We start from the raw sequence: 13,188 nt of genomic DNA, 5'->3' as shown, positions 1-13,188 counted from the left end.
ACAGGCTCACCAGGGCCACGTACAATCCAATACAGTTAAACCGAACTGTTATGCATGTTAATCCAGCACAGTTGAGGGTGCGATGAAACGTAACGGCACGCGTATTCAAACTGTCATGGGTCAGATCCAGTCCAGGATCGCCGCTCGCACCTACACGCCAGGTGCGAGAATCCCCTCGGTCCGCGCCATGGCCCAGACCATGCAGGTATCGGTATCCACCGTGCTTGAAGCCTATGAGCGATTGATGGCACAGGGTGTACTCAGCTCCCGTCCTGGTTCAGGCTTTTACGTAGCCGGGCCAGTGGCGCCATTGGCACTGACCGACCTTGGCCCCAAGCTTGATCGGGAGGTAGACCCGCTGTGGATCTCGCGCCAGGCCCTTGAAACCTCCAGCGATGCATTGAAGCCAGGGTGCGGGTGGCTACCTCCCTCCTGGATGTACGAAGCTGGCATGCGAAAAGCCCTTCGAACGGTTGCCCGCTCTGATACTGCGAAGTTGACTGAGTACGCTTCTCCCCTTGGGCATCCGCCCCTCAGGCAATTCTTGTCGCGACGACTGGCAGCCGCCGGGATCGAAGCCCCTCTGGAACAGATCATGCTCACGGAGTCCGGCACTCACGCCATTGACCTGGTGTGCCGTTTTCTGCTGGAACCGGGCGACACTGTGCTGGTGGACGACCCCTGCTATTTCAACTTTCACGCATTATTGAAAGCGCACAGGGTGAAGATTGTTGGCGTCCCCTACACAGCCACGGGCCCGGACATCGATGCGTTCGGCGCCGCCCTGCTCGCGCACGCGCCCCGGCTGTACATAACAAATTCCGGCATCCACAACCCCAGCGGAGCCACCCTGTCGCCGGTCACCGCGCACAGGCTGCTAAAACTGGCCGATACCTCTAGCCTCGTGATTGTCGAGGACGACATCTTCGGGGATTTCGAGACCAATCCCGCGCCACGGCTGTCTGCCTTCGATGGCCTCTCTCGTGTCATCCAGATAGGCAGCTTTTCCAAGACCATCTCCGCTTCGGTTCGATGCGGCTACATTGCTGCGCGTGGTGAATGGATCGAGAGCCTGGTCGACCTCAAGATTGCGACTACATTCGGAGGAGGACGGTTGGCCGCGGACATCATCCATCACGCTATTACCGATAGCGGCTACCGAAAACACATGGAGAGTGTGCGCCTTCGGTTGGCCGAGGCAATGGACAAGACAGTAGCGAGGCTTCAGGCCATTGGGATCAAACCCTGGATAATTCCCAAGGCAGGCCTGTACGTCTGGTGCCAACTGCCTCAAGGCAAGGATGCAGCAACCCTGGCCAGAACCTGTCTGAATGACGGGGTAGTGCTGGCGCCCGGAAATGCTTTTAGCCAGTCCATGACTGCGGGTGACTTTCTCCGCTTTAACGTTGCTCAATCGGGTGATGCCAGAATCTACGACGTGTTGAAACGGGCCCTGAGTGGTTAGTCGCCGGCCCCATTCCGTGCCTCAGGCCAGATAACAGCCTGCGCCACGATCGCATTTTTGCCATTGAACGTGAGTGCAGGCGAGCCATGAAGTTGATACCCCAGCTTCAAGGCATCACTGACCCTATGGTAAAAGGAAGCGTCATCGGGGCCAGTCAGCACTCGGTAAATCGGCAGCCCATCCGGTGGTTGAGTCATCTGTTCGGACCATGCAGAAGTGGTGTGTTCTTCAAGAGTACTGCCAACTGCCAGGCCACCGCTACGCGCCAGTTCACTTCCAACCTGTCCAGACCTTTACAGGCTAGGACGCGGCTAAAGATGCAGACAATAAAGCTAACGTACGCCTTAATGCTACGACGCCCGCGATAAAAAAATTAGATATCTCATTAAAGAAATCCCGCAGGCGCTGGCTGGGCCATGGGATTAGAGTCGCCCTCACGCCGTAGTCCGGCGGGGTGATTGCTGCTGGGCCGTAGCGCTCTGGAAGCCCTACCGCAACCCGGCGCAATTCACACCAATACAAGAACAAAGGTGACCACGCATGCCCAAGCCGCCTGTCGATGCCCCTATCGATGTCAAAGACTGGATCGATAACCGCCCCCTTGCTGCCTACCAGTGGCTGCTCCTGTCGCTGTGCTTCCTGATCGTGCTGTTCGATGGCTTCGACGTCGCCGTCATGGGGTTTATCGCGCCTTCGCTGATGCAGGACTGGGGCCTGTCACGCGCCGCCTTTGGCCCGGTGATGAGTGCCGGCATGGTCGGCCTTGCCATCGGCGCACTGACCGCCGGCCCGTACGCCGACCGGTTGGGCCGCAAGAAAGTGCTGCTGGTTGCGGTCAGCGGTTTCAGCCTGTTGAGCCTGGCCTGCGCCTTCGCCCGCAACCCGTATGAGCTGGCCGTGCTGCGGCTGCTGACCGGCATTGCCCTGGGTGCGGCCATGCCCAACTGCACTACCCTGCTCGCCGAATACCTGCCCACACGCAACCGCTCGCTGATGATCACCATCATGTTCACCGGCTTCAACATGGGCTCGGGCCTGGGCGGTTTTTTGTCCGCCTGGCTGATCCCTCATCACGGCTGGAAATCGGTACTGCTGGCCGGCGGCCTGCTGCCACTGGCCTTGCTGCCCTTGCTGTGGTGGCTGCTGCCAGAGTCCGCCCGCTTCCTTGCTGCACGCCAGGCACCGGCCAGCCAGATTGCGGCAGCCTTGGCCAAACTCGGCGGCCGCTTCGCTGCCGGCACCCGCTTTACCGTCAGTGAGCCAACCACGCAGCACAAGGCGCCGGCCCGGCAGCTGTTCAGCGAGCGCTACCGGTTTGGCACCCTGGCCCTGTGGCTGACCTACTTCATGGGCCTGCTGGTGATCTACCTGACCATGGGCTGGTTGCCGACCCTGCTGCGTGATGGCGGGCTGTCCATCGAGCGCGCCGCCACCATCACCGGCCTGTTCCAGATCGGCGGTGCAGTGGGTGCAATCGTGGTCGGCTGGATCATGGACCGACACAACCCCAACCGGGCCATCGCCATCGCGTACGCCTTGGGCGGCCTTTGCATCGTCTCACTGGGCGCCCTGAGCCTGGAGTCGAGCCTGCTGGTGGTGGGCGTGGCGGCTGCCGGGTTCTGCATGAGCGGCGCGCAGACCGGCCTTAACGCCTTCGCCCCTGGCTACTACCCGACCGAGTTCCGCGCCACAGGTGTAAGCTGGATGCTCGGTATCGGGCGCTTCGGGGCCATTTTCGGCTCCCTCATCGGTGGTGCCGTGCTCAGCCTGGGGCTGGGCCTGCCGCTGCTGTTCACCCTCCTCGGCCTGCCGGCATTCGCCGCCGCCCTGGCGATCCTGGCCAACGGCCACGCCCGGCTGCGCGCGACACCCGCAGTAACCGCGCCGTAACCTGTAAAAGAGGACCTTCACATGGCTCGTATCATTGGTGGCCTGGCCGTCTCCCACACCCCAACCATCGGCTTCGCAGTCGACCACGACAAACAGGAAGAAGCCGCCTGGGCGCCGATCTTCGAAAGCTTCGAGCCGATTCGCACGTGGTTGCAGCAGCGCCAGCCGGACGTACTCTTCTACATCTTCAACGACCACGTCACCTCGTTCTTCTTTGATCATTACAGTGCCTTCACCCTGGGTGTAGACGAGCAATACGGCGTGGCCGATGAAGGGGGCAACCCACGGGACCTGCCGCCAGTAGGCGGCCATGCGGCGCTATCACGGCACATCGGCCAGAGCCTGATGGCCGATGAGTTCGACATGAGCTTTTTCCGCGACAAGCCGCTGGACCACGGCTTCTTCTCGCCCATGTCGGCGCTACTGCCCTGTGATGAAAGCTGGCCCGTACAGATCGTGCCGCTGCAGGTCGGCGTACTCCAACTGCCGATACCCACGGCGCGGCGCTGCTACAAACTGGGCCAGGCGCTGCGCCGCGCCATCGAGAGCTACCCCGAGGACCTCAAGGTGGCGATCGTCGCCACCGGCGGGGTGTCGCACCAGGTGCATGGCGAGCGTTGCGGCTTCAACAACCCGGAGTGGGACGCGCAGTTCCTTGACCTGCTGGTAAATGACCCGCAGCGCCTTACCGAGATGACGCTGGCCGAGTACGCCACGCTCGGGGGCATGGAAGGCGCCGAGGTGATCACCTGGCTGATCATGCGCGGCGCGTTGTCTGCCAATGTTGAGCGCAAGCACCAAAGCTACTACCTGCCGTCGATGACCGGCATCGCCACCCTGCTGCTGGAAAACCGCGACCAGGCGCTGCCGGCGCCGGTCAACGAACGCCACCGCCAGCACATGCAGCATCAGCTGGCTGGGGCGCAGCAGCTTGAAGGCACCTACCCCTACACCCTGGAGCGCAGTGCCAAAGGCTACCGCCTGAACAAGTTCTTGCATCGCATGATCGAGCCTCACTGGCGCCAGCGCTTCCTCAGCGAGCCCGAAGCGCTGTACAGCGAGGCAGGCCTGAGCGAAGAAGAAAGCGACTTGCTGCGCCGCCGCGACTGGCGTGGGCTGATCCACTACGGGGTGATCTTCTTCGTGCTGGAGAAGCTGGGTGCCGTGCTGGGTGTGTCCAACCTGGATATTTACGCCGCCATGCGCGGGCAGAGCATCGAAGACTTCATGAAAACCCGTAACCAGCAGGTTCGCTACTCGGTGGCCGGCAAAGCGCCCAACTGACTAATGCAGCCCGCTGAGCCTGCTACAAGGCACCCTCCTGGGCTTACGCCTGCTCAGTGATGACCTGGCGGATACAAGCCATTAGCGCAACCGCCGCCGGCGATTGCAGGCAGCCGCTGCGCTGAATCAGGCCGATGGCGCGGGCGGTACCGGGCAGGGCCAGCGGCAGGCGTTGCAGTTCGCCGCTGGCAATCTCGTAGGCCAGCTGGTGCGCAGACACCGCTGCCAGCATGTCCGAACGCACCAACAGGCCACGGATAACCGCCAGATCAGCGCTTTCCACCACCGGCCACGGCGCTGCCAGGCCGGCGGCGGCAAAGCAGTTGTCCAGCAGCTGGCGCGCAGGCGAGCCGGCCCGCGGCAACACCCAGCGCGCCTGGTGCACGCCCTGGAGCGTCAGGTGGGTGTGCAACAGCGGATGCCCCCGACGGGCCAGCAGCACCATTTCCTCGTTGATGAGCGGCTCGCCCACCAGGTCGCTGGCATAGTCGTAAGGCCGCAAGGCGCCCAGCACAAAATCCACATCCCCTACCCGCAGCTCGGTTGCCAGCAGGTCGAACGGGCTTTCGTTGGTCACCACCCGAACCTGGGGATGCTGGGCAGTGAAGCGTAAAATGGCATCCGGCAGAATGCGCGAGCGGCCCAATGGTAACGCGCCCACGTGCACCACCCCACGCAGGGTGCCTTGCATCGCGCTGAGGTCACTGTCCAGCAGGCGCAACTCGTTCAGCGCCCGGCGTATGGGGAACAGAATGTCCCGGCTGGCCACAGTGGGCTGCAGGCCGCGCGACGTACGCACGAACAAGGGCTGCCCGCACCCGCCTTCGAGCACCTTCAAAGCAGCACTGACGGCCGGCTGGCTAAGGCCGAAGTGCCGCGCCACGGTTTGCATGTGCCGTGTTTCACACAGTTTCACGAACACCTGCAGGCGCCGCGCCTGAAACAGGTAGAGGGGCTCGCCCTGCGCGGTGCCCAGCAAACTCGGCACGCCGTCCAGTTCAGCCAACACCCGCTGTGCACGCGGCAGCAGGCACTCGCCGTAGTCGGTCAGGCGCATGCCATTGGCATGGCGCTCGAACAGGGGCACGGCAAAGCGCGCCTCCAACTCGGCAATGGCGCGGGTGACCACGGACTGAGCACGGAACAACACCTGCGTCGCCCGCGACACGCTGCCCAGCTCGGCTACCCGGATGAACGCGCGTACTTGCATCAGGTTGGGCAGTTCGACGTCGATCATGAAGGTTCCCCGGCGCTCGGCTCGTGACTGCGGCGACTATGCCTCTACCCCGCTTGCCCGGCAATAAATAAAACGCATAGCCGTTGCAAATGAATGCATTAGTGCCCTGCACAGGCCAATGACATCCTGCGCCAACCCCCACTGCAGGAGCCAACAAGCAATGAATACCCCACAAAAATCCGCCCTGGTGGTCAGCGCACATTCGGCCGACTTTGTCTGGCGTGCCGGTGGCGCCATTGCGCTGCACGCCGAGCAAGGCTATGCCATGCACGTGGTTTGCCTGTCTTTCGGTGAGCGTGGTGAGTCTGCCAAGCTGTGGCGCAAGGGTGAAATGAACGAAGCCAAGGTCAAGGACGCCCGCCGTGAAGAGGCCATGGCGGCGGCCGAAATCCTCGGTGCCAGCGTGGAGTTCTTTGACATCGGCGACTACCCGATGCGCGCCGACAAGGACACCCTGTTCCGCCTGGCCGATGTGTATCGCCGGGTCCAACCGGAGTTCGTGCTCAGCCACTCCCTTAAAGACCCCTACAACTACGACCACCCGCTGGCCATGCACCTGGCCCAGGAAGCCCGCATTATCGCGCAGGCTGAAGGCTACAAGCCGGGCGAGAAGATCGTGGGCGCACCGCCGGTGTACGCCTTTGAGCCGCACCAGCCCGAACAGTGTGAATGGCGCCCGGACACCTTCCTGGACATCACCTCGGTGTGGGACAAAAAGTATGCCGCCATCCAGTGCATGGCCGGCCAGGAACACCTCTGGGAGTACTACACCCGCGTGGCCCTGCAGCGCGGCGTGCAGGCCAAGCGCAACGTGGGCATCGCCAGTGCACGCAACATCGTCTACGCCGAAGGCCTGCAGAGCGTGTTCCCGCGTGTGACGGAGAACCTGGCATGAGCGGGCTGATCGGCAAGACCGGCATCGTGGTGCGTAATATCCCGCGCGTTGAGCCACACATGATTGATGCCCTGGGCCGGCTGGGTGTCGCCACGGTGCATGAGGCCCAAGGTCGCAAGGGGCTGCTCAACACTGCCGTGCGCCCCATCCAGCAGGGTGTGACCGTGGCCGGCAGCGCGGTAACCGTGCTGGTGGCCCCTGGCGACAACTGGATGTTCCATGTTGCCGTGGAGCAGTGCCGCCCGGGCGACGTGCTGGTGGTGGCGCCCAGTTCGCCGTGCAGCGATGGCTATTTCGGCGACCTGCTGGCGACCTCGCTCCAGGCCCGCGGCGTGCGCGGCCTGGTGATCGATGCGGGCGTGCGCGACAGCCAGACACTGCGCGACATGGGCTTTGCCGTGTGGTCCCGCGCCATCAACGCCCAGGGCACCGTGAAGGAAGTGCTGGGCTCGGTGAACCTGCCACTGCTGTGTGCCGGGCAGCTGGTAAAGGCCGGTGACATCGTGGTGGCCGATGACGACGGTGTCGTGGTGGTGCGCCATGGCGAAGCCCAGGCGGTACTCGATGCCGCCACCCAGCGCGCCGACCTGGAAGAACGCAAACGCCAGCGCCTGGCCGCCGGCGAGCTTGGCCTGGATATTTATGAGATGCGACCGCGCCTGGCGGCGAAGGGTTTGCATTATGTCGACCACCTCACAGACCTGGAAGGCTGAACATGGGCCAGACCCGCATCCCCTGCCTGCTGATGCGCGGCGGCACCTCCAAGGGCGCCTATTTTCTGTATGACGACCTGCCCGCCCCTGGCCCGCTGCGTGACCGGGTGCTGCTGGCGGTGATGGGCTCGCCCGATGCCCGGCAGATTGACGGCATCGGCGGCGCCGACTCGCTCACCAGCAAAGTCGCCATCATCCGCGCCTCGCAGCGCGATGACGCCGACGTCGACTACCTGTTCGCTCAGGTGGTGGTGGACGAGGCACGGGTGGACTATGGGCAGAACTGCGGCAACATCCTGGCCGGCGTAGGGCCGTTCGCCCTCGAGCGCGGCCTGGTGACCGCCAGCGGCGCGAGCACACCGGTGCGCATCTTCATGGAAAACACCGGGCAGATCGCCATCGCCCAGGTGCCGACCACCGATGGCCAAGTGGAGTACGCCGGCGATACCCACATTGATGGGGTGCCGGGCCGGGCGGCGGCGCTGGTGGTGACGTTTGCCGACGTGGCCGGCGCCAGCTGCGGAGCCCTGCTGCCCACCGGCAACAGCCGCGACCGTGTCGATGGGCTGGAAGTCACCTGCATCGACAACGGCATGCCGGTAGTGCTGCTGCGTGCCGAAGACCTTGGCGTGACGGGCTACGAGCCTTGCGAAACGCTGGAGGCCGACAGCGCCCTGAAAACACGCCTGGAGGCTATCCGCCTGCACCTGGGCCCACGCATGAACCTGGGTGATGTGAGCCAGCGCAATGTGCCGAAAATGTGCCTGCTGTCGGCACCGCGCAACGGCGGCACGGTCAATACGCGCTCGTTCATCCCGCACCGTTGCCATGCGTCCATCGGGGTGTTTGGTGCGGTGAGTGTCGCTACGGCCTGCTTGATTGAACGGTCGGTTGCACAGGGCCTTGCCCGCACGCCAGGCGGTGATCGTCAGCGTTTGGCGGTGGAGCATCCGAGTGGGGAATTTACGGTGGAAATCAGCCTGGAACATGGCGTGATCAAAGGGTGCGGGTTGGTGAGAACGGCGCGTTTGTTATTTGACGGGGTTGTGTGCATCGGGACAGATATTTGGGGTGGGCCGGAGAAGTGACTCATCAAGGGTGGCTTGGGGTTTCAAAAATGAAGGGATACCGCAAGTCCACTGATCAGCAAACAGAGGCTCGCTACAGCAGTGAGCTGCACGCGCATCGGCAGATACCACCCAGGCACCGCTTGCGCCAGTTTGTGGTCCTGCCAAAGATGGCCGATAAAACCAAAGGTCAACACCAGACACCCCAATGGCACAGGCAGCAACGTGCCAACCCAACCGATCAGGGCCGGTATGACACTCCACACCAGTCGGTCTTGACGCTGCTTTGCGGGCAACCCCTGCAACGTCATGGCGAACCCCCAGTGCAGGGCACCGACGAAGCTCAATATCACCGCGCCATAGCCCACCAGCATCATCGAGAAAAACGCTCGATATTCAGCCCCAAAAAAGATGAGCAACGTCAAACCAATAAACGGCAGCACACCGCCGTACCCCAGGACAGCGAAGCGGCTTGGAGATAAAGCAGTAGCATCGGTATTCATCTGGGCGCCCCTTCGCAGCGGTTCAGGACCGGGTGTCAATTGTGTCGTCCAATGAGGTTAAGGAATTCGTGCCGCGTCGACGGGGCGTCGCGAAATTCACCTAACATCACGGATGTCATCATCACCGAGTTCTGCTTCTCTACACCGCGCATCATCATGCACATATGCTTGGCTTCGATCACGACCGCTACCCCTGCGGCATCTGTGACCTCCTGCACGGCATACGCAATTTGCCGCGTGAGGTTTTCCTGTATCTGTAAACGACGGGCGAACATGTCCACCACGCGTGCAACCTTGGAAAGCCCTAACACGCGCCCTGTTGGCAGGTACGCGACATGCGCCTTGCCAATGAATGGCAACAGGTGGTGTTCGCACAAGGAGTAGAGTTCGATGTCGCGCACCACAATCATTTCATCGTTTTCACTCTCGAACAAAGCACCGTTAACGACCTCGTGAAGATTCTGCGCATACCCGTTGCACAGGTACTGCATCGCTTTGGCCGCACGCTGGGGTGTGTCCAGGAGCCCTTCGCGCTGGGGGTTTTCACCAATACCGACCAGGATTTCATGATAGTGCTCGGCTAACGAATGTGACATTTGGACTCCTCACCGCTACAGCGGTGCCCGCCAGCGGGATGTGGTAGCCAGGCCAAGTGTGGCCTCAAACGGCAGAACAGTCTGTAAAGCACCGAAAACAGGGGACGTAGCGGACGCCAGGCCAGTGGCGCGACCCACATCCCCACATCGGCAGCACGCCAACTCCACAAGGTGGCGTCCAAGCCTGTAACCCAGTGCCCGCTCGCGAACCTTCCATGCAGGCACGACCTCAGTTGCTCAACCGTCAAGCCCAATGCTGCCGGATCGAAATCGTCATCACTGATGTCCATCAGGATGAGCTTTGCCCCGGTCGATTGCCTGCGCAGAAAGGCTATCTCCCGAGCGCACAATGGGCAGGCGCCGTCAAAGTACAGCGTGAAGGGCCACTTGCAAGACATGTACAACCTCTCATGCTTGTACAGGTTTTTGTACAAGTTAGCCGAAACCAGGAATTTCGCAATGGCCGTGACAACTTTCGGTGACGGCAGCCAAGCGGAACGGCTTTTGATGGGTGCATGCCCCTCCCCCGCAGCCGTGTTGAGCGGTAGTAAGCCAGGTGCAGTTCGGCCACAATCGCTCCCTCAGTCAAGCTGGGACGCACCGCATGCTCACCACCCTCGCCATCGGCAACTACCGCTCGATCAACCACCTGGTGTTGCCGTTAGGCCAACTCAACCTGGTGACCGGTGCCAACGGCAGCGGCAAATCCAACCTGTACAAAGCCCTGCGCCTGCTGGCCGAAACCGCCCAGGGCGGCGTGATCGAAGCCCTGGCCCGTGAAGGCGGGCTGGATTCGACCTGGTGGGCTGGCCCGGAAACCAGCGCACGGATGAGGCGCGGCGAAGTGCCCATCCAAGGCCAGCACCCGAGCGAAGCCAGGCGCCTGCGCCTGGGCTTTGCCACCGAGCATTTCGGTTTTGCCATCTCCCTCGGCCTGCCGATTCCCCTGCCGTATCCAACCGCGTTCATGCTCGACCCTGAGATAAAGTGCGAGGCCATCTGGGGCGCTGGCGCCTACCGGCCCGCTTCATTGCTGGTCGAGCGCAAGAACGCCCTGGTGCGCGCCCGCGAGGGCCGCAGCTGGGCGGTGCTCGATCAGCATGCCGACAGCGGCGAAAGCTTTTTCAACATCGTCGGCCGGCCCCGCCAGGCGCCAGAGATTGGTGAGCTGCGCGCGTTCATCAACAGCTGGCGGTTCTACGACCACTTTCGCATCGACCGCGACGCGCCTTGCCGACAGCCACAGCTGGGTACCCGGTCGCCAGTGTTGCATCACGACGGCCGCAACCTCGCTTCGGCGCTGCAGACCATTATCGAGATAGGTGATGTCGAAGACCTGGTAGCGGCGCTGGACGACGCGTTTCCCGGCAGCCGCCTGGCGATCGATGCACCGCCGGGCGGGCTGTTCAGCGTGCGGCTACACCAGCATGGGCTGCTGCGCCCGTTAGGGGCTGCTGAATTATCGGATGGCACCTTGAGGTACCTGTTGCTGATGGCGGCGCTGCTGACACCACGCCCGCCGTCACTGATGGTGCTGAACGAACCGGAAACCAGCCTGCATGCCGACCTGCTCCCTGCGCTTGCCCGCCTGATCATCCGCGCTTCCCAACGTAGCCAGGTGTGGGTGGTGTCGCACAGCAAGCCGCTGATCGACGCATTGACCGCGTGCGACGGGTGCAATGTGCTGGAGCTTGAGAAGCACCACGGGCAAACGCAGTTGCGAGGGGTGGGTTTGCTGGACGAGCCCCTGTGGCGGTGGGTTGACTGACCACGGCTGCCCAAGCCTCAAGCCCCAAAAGCAAGCCATGCACCGCACCTGTAGGAGCTGGCTTGCCTGCGATGGGCCGCAAAGCGGCCCCATTGGCCATAACTGACCAACATCAAGCCCTGCCCCACCCCGCCAGCTGTAGGAGCTGGCTTGCCTGCGATGGGCCGCGAAGCGGCCCCATTGGCCATAGCTGGCCGACCTCAGGCCCGGCCCCACCCCGGCCCATTTCGGAAATACCCTTAAGGCCTCATCAGCGGCTCAATCCCAATCCATTTCTTCACCGGGTGATAGCAGAGCTTCAGCGGCGGAATCTCCACCTTGCGGCCCTGCACATCCAGTGCCCCCAGATGAATCGTCCATTTGGAGTCCGCATCGAACTTGTCCGTCTGGAAAATCACATACGCCGAGCCATAGCGCTTGTTGTTGGTCATCTTGGGAATCATCCGGTGCACTTCATCGCTGTTGATGTCGTACGGCGATGGCCGGGCGGTCTTCTCATTTACCAACGGAAAGTCGTAGGTCTCGTTAACGCCCACGTACACCTCGGGCCGTGCATTCAGCCGCGAACCGTCTTCAAAGGTAATGTAAGCCTGACGGCTGTCGTACAGCACCGGTATCGGCGGCTCGCCACGCTTGGAACCAGTCGACGGGCGCTGACGGTCTTTGTTGTAGGCGACCATTTGCACATAAAATTCCTGCCGCGAGTACTTCTCGCCCGGGTACTGCACGTACAGGGCTTGCTTGTAGGGCTTTTCGCCCCATAGGGCGGCGTGGTCGTAGAGGTAGGTTTCCAGGTAAAGCGTGGTCTCACCCTGCGGCCCTGGCACCTTGAACTGGAACTGGGATTCGCAGAGGTCCGCGTAGGCGGCACGCTCGCGTTTCCAAGGGACGCAAGCGGTTAACGAAGCCACTGCCAGCAGTAGGATGAGAGAGGTGGTCCGTTTCAGGTTATTCATGACCTGCCCTGGTCGAGATGAGAGTGGATCAGTTTCGAGCGCCGAACGGCGGAAGTCCATGCTGCCCCTTTGCTATTATCGCGCTACAGACAGCAGACCTTGCAGCCGCTGGGGATGTGACCACAAAGCCGGTAGCAGATTTGCTAAGATCGCGGCATTTCCGCTGGGTGACCGCATCCTCACCCAAGCCATTTGCAGCCTGCTGGAAGACCCGATGAACAAATTGATCCTGCCTTTCGCCATCTTCGTTAGCGTCCTACTCACTGGAAAAATCGCCGAGCATTACGGCCTGGAGGGCAGCTGGAAAATCGGCCTGCTGTGCCTCGTGGCAGCTGCCGTCCAGATCGCTGTTACCCGTTTTCAGCGCTACCAGCGGCACAAAGCCCAGCTGTAAAGGGCGCAAGGCCCCGCTAACGTCGCTGGCTGATCACATTCTGGGGACTTTTCTTTCACCCCATTTTCACAGTGGCTTGGGCAGTATCAAGCTATCCCTACGTGATAGTACTTAGCCCGCCTCGGCGGGCTTTCTTTTGCCCGCCTGTTTCCTGTCGACGTCTTGAGGAACGGCAGCGGGTCGAAAAATCAGAAATAACCCCTTCCTTGTAGGCCATTTCCCAAAGATACTCCTCGCGCCTGTTTTTCGTTGCACATGGAAATAGTCAGCCCTAGTCTCGACCGGTCGCTGCCAATTCAGCGACCGGTTTTGACAGACCGTCGATTGTTGTCCGTGTGCAAACGCTTATGGCGGCTGTACGTGCGGGCACCCTCGTGTGCGCCGAGTGCCAACAATCTCGGTCTGTCAACCCGCGTACAG

At 62.0% G+C, this 13,188-nt stretch carries 14 protein-coding genes; 8 read left to right on the top strand and 6 right to left on the bottom strand.

Annotated elements, in window-relative coordinates:
- Window positions 1-82: 82 nt before the first annotated feature.
- Window positions 83-1,465: a PLP-dependent aminotransferase family protein gene (locus J3A71_RS12310; protein ID WP_016487721.1), complete on the top strand. Its 1,383-nt coding sequence runs from the start codon at window positions 83-85 to the stop codon at window positions 1,463-1,465.
- On the opposite strand, the gene J3A71_RS12305 is transcribed toward J3A71_RS12310, so the two are convergent.
- Window positions 1,462-1,662: a DUF1737 domain-containing protein gene (locus J3A71_RS12305; protein ID WP_096426250.1), complete on the bottom strand. Its 201-nt coding sequence runs from the start codon at window positions 1,660-1,662 to the stop codon at window positions 1,462-1,464. The genes J3A71_RS12310 and J3A71_RS12305 overlap by 4 nt on opposite strands.
- A 343-nt stretch (window positions 1,663-2,005) precedes the next feature.
- On the opposite strand from J3A71_RS12305, the gene J3A71_RS12300 reads away from it, so the two are divergent.
- A complete protein-coding gene (locus J3A71_RS12300; protein WP_096426251.1) occupies window positions 2,006-3,355 on the top strand; it encodes an aromatic acid/H+ symport family MFS transporter in 1,350 nt (449 codons plus the stop codon).
- Window positions 3,356-3,376: 21 nt separating this feature from the next.
- Window positions 3,377-4,639, top strand: a complete 1,263-nt coding sequence (locus J3A71_RS12295; protein ID WP_016487724.1) for a gallate dioxygenase — start codon at window positions 3,377-3,379, stop codon at window positions 4,637-4,639.
- A 43-nt stretch (window positions 4,640-4,682) separates the two neighbouring features.
- Here J3A71_RS12295 and J3A71_RS12290 read toward each other — a convergent pair whose 3' ends face one another.
- Window positions 4,683-5,876: a LysR family transcriptional regulator gene (locus J3A71_RS12290; protein WP_096426253.1), complete on the bottom strand. Its 1,194-nt coding sequence runs from the start codon at window positions 5,874-5,876 to the stop codon at window positions 4,683-4,685.
- A 118-nt stretch (window positions 5,877-5,994) separates the two neighbouring features.
- Between J3A71_RS12290 and galB the strand changes: the two genes are divergently transcribed.
- The 3 genes from galB to J3A71_RS12275 are packed head-to-tail and all read left to right on the top strand — an operon-like array spanning window position 5,995 to window position 8,572.
- Window positions 5,995-6,771 carry a 4-oxalmesaconate hydratase gene (gene galB, locus J3A71_RS12285; protein ID WP_146018908.1) on the top strand — a complete coding sequence of 259 codons (777 nt, stop codon included), beginning with the start codon at window positions 5,995-5,997 and terminating at the stop codon, window positions 6,769-6,771.
- A complete protein-coding gene (locus J3A71_RS12280; protein ID WP_016487727.1) occupies window positions 6,768-7,484 on the top strand; it encodes a 4-carboxy-4-hydroxy-2-oxoadipate aldolase/oxaloacetate decarboxylase in 717 nt (238 codons plus the stop codon). The genes galB and J3A71_RS12280 overlap by 4 nt, the downstream gene beginning before the upstream one ends.
- A 2-nt stretch (window positions 7,485-7,486) precedes the next feature.
- Window positions 7,487-8,572 carry a 4-oxalomesaconate tautomerase gene (locus tag J3A71_RS12275; protein WP_096426255.1) on the top strand — a complete coding sequence of 362 codons (1,086 nt, stop codon included), beginning with the start codon at window positions 7,487-7,489 and terminating at the stop codon, window positions 8,570-8,572.
- A 23-nt stretch (window positions 8,573-8,595) separates the two neighbouring features.
- Here the strand turns inward: J3A71_RS12275 and J3A71_RS12270 are convergent, their stop codons facing one another.
- From J3A71_RS12270 to J3A71_RS12260, 3 genes are read right to left on the bottom strand one after another with little or no spacing between them, the layout of a single operon-like run.
- Window positions 8,596-9,054 carry a DUF3429 domain-containing protein gene (locus J3A71_RS12270; protein WP_096426256.1) on the bottom strand — a complete coding sequence of 153 codons (459 nt, stop codon included), beginning with the start codon at window positions 9,052-9,054 and terminating at the stop codon, window positions 8,596-8,598.
- A gap of 35 nt (window positions 9,055-9,089) precedes the next feature.
- Complete coding sequence (gene folE, locus J3A71_RS12265; protein ID WP_016487730.1) at window positions 9,090-9,650, bottom strand: GTP cyclohydrolase I FolE; 561 nt, start codon at window positions 9,648-9,650, stop codon at window positions 9,090-9,092.
- Window positions 9,635-10,048: a DUF393 domain-containing protein gene (locus tag J3A71_RS12260; protein WP_096426257.1), complete on the bottom strand. Its 414-nt coding sequence runs from the start codon at window positions 10,046-10,048 to the stop codon at window positions 9,635-9,637. The genes folE and J3A71_RS12260 overlap by 16 nt, the downstream gene beginning before the upstream one ends.
- A 206-nt stretch (window positions 10,049-10,254) precedes the next feature.
- Here J3A71_RS12260 and J3A71_RS12255 point away from each other — a divergent pair, with 206 nt between their 5' ends.
- Window positions 10,255-11,418 (top strand): AAA family ATPase, encoded by a 1,164-nt coding sequence (locus J3A71_RS12255; RefSeq protein ID WP_016487731.1) that lies wholly within the window; start codon window positions 10,255-10,257, stop codon window positions 11,416-11,418.
- 239 nt (window positions 11,419-11,657) lie between these two features.
- On the opposite strand, the gene J3A71_RS12250 is transcribed toward J3A71_RS12255, so the two are convergent.
- Complete coding sequence (locus J3A71_RS12250; protein ID WP_096426258.1) at window positions 11,658-12,374, bottom strand: hypothetical protein; 717 nt, start codon at window positions 12,372-12,374, stop codon at window positions 11,658-11,660.
- Window positions 12,375-12,588: 214 nt separating this feature from the next.
- On the opposite strand from J3A71_RS12250, the gene J3A71_RS31750 reads away from it, so the two are divergent.
- On the top strand, window positions 12,589-12,768 hold the full coding sequence (locus tag J3A71_RS31750) for a hypothetical protein (RefSeq protein ID WP_016487733.1): 180 nt from the start codon (window positions 12,589-12,591) through the stop codon (window positions 12,766-12,768).
- Window positions 12,769-13,188: the final 420 nt, after the last annotated feature.

It is taken from the genome of Pseudomonas sp. PvP089, from assembly GCF_017875165.1.
Classification (GTDB): domain Bacteria; phylum Pseudomonadota; class Gammaproteobacteria; order Pseudomonadales; family Pseudomonadaceae; genus Aquipseudomonas; species Aquipseudomonas fortuita.
This window is presented reverse-complemented; position numbering and strand designations above follow the sequence as displayed.

Coding starts and splice junctions, on each gene's coding strand:
- J3A71_RS12280 (WP_016487727.1), top strand. CDS start 6,768: ATGAGCGGGCTGATCGGCAAGACCGGCATCGTGGTGCGTAATATCCCG.
- J3A71_RS12260 (WP_096426257.1), bottom strand. CDS start 10,048: ATGTCTTGCAAGTGGCCCTTCACGCTGTACTTTGACGGCGCCTGCCCA.
- J3A71_RS12300 (WP_096426251.1), top strand. CDS start 2,006: ATGCCCAAGCCGCCTGTCGATGCCCCTATCGATGTCAAAGACTGGATC.
- galB (WP_146018908.1), top strand. CDS start 5,995: ATGACATCCTGCGCCAACCCCCACTGCAGGAGCCAACAAGCAATGAAT.
- J3A71_RS12295 (WP_016487724.1), top strand. CDS start 3,377: ATGGCTCGTATCATTGGTGGCCTGGCCGTCTCCCACACCCCAACCATC.
- J3A71_RS12310 (WP_016487721.1), top strand. CDS start 83: ATGAAACGTAACGGCACGCGTATTCAAACTGTCATGGGTCAGATCCAG.
- J3A71_RS12290 (WP_096426253.1), bottom strand. CDS start 5,876: ATGATCGACGTCGAACTGCCCAACCTGATGCAAGTACGCGCGTTCATC.
- folE (WP_016487730.1), bottom strand. CDS start 9,650: ATGTCACATTCGTTAGCCGAGCACTATCATGAAATCCTGGTCGGTATT.
- J3A71_RS12255 (WP_016487731.1), top strand. CDS start 10,255: ATGCTCACCACCCTCGCCATCGGCAACTACCGCTCGATCAACCACCTG.
- J3A71_RS12305 (WP_096426250.1), bottom strand. CDS start 1,662: ATGACTCAACCACCGGATGGGCTGCCGATTTACCGAGTGCTGACTGGC.
- J3A71_RS12270 (WP_096426256.1), bottom strand. CDS start 9,054: ATGAATACCGATGCTACTGCTTTATCTCCAAGCCGCTTCGCTGTCCTG.
- J3A71_RS12275 (WP_096426255.1), top strand. CDS start 7,487: ATGGGCCAGACCCGCATCCCCTGCCTGCTGATGCGCGGCGGCACCTCC.
- J3A71_RS12250 (WP_096426258.1), bottom strand. CDS start 12,374: ATGAATAACCTGAAACGGACCACCTCTCTCATCCTACTGCTGGCAGTG.
- J3A71_RS31750 (WP_016487733.1), top strand. CDS start 12,589: ATGAACAAATTGATCCTGCCTTTCGCCATCTTCGTTAGCGTCCTACTC.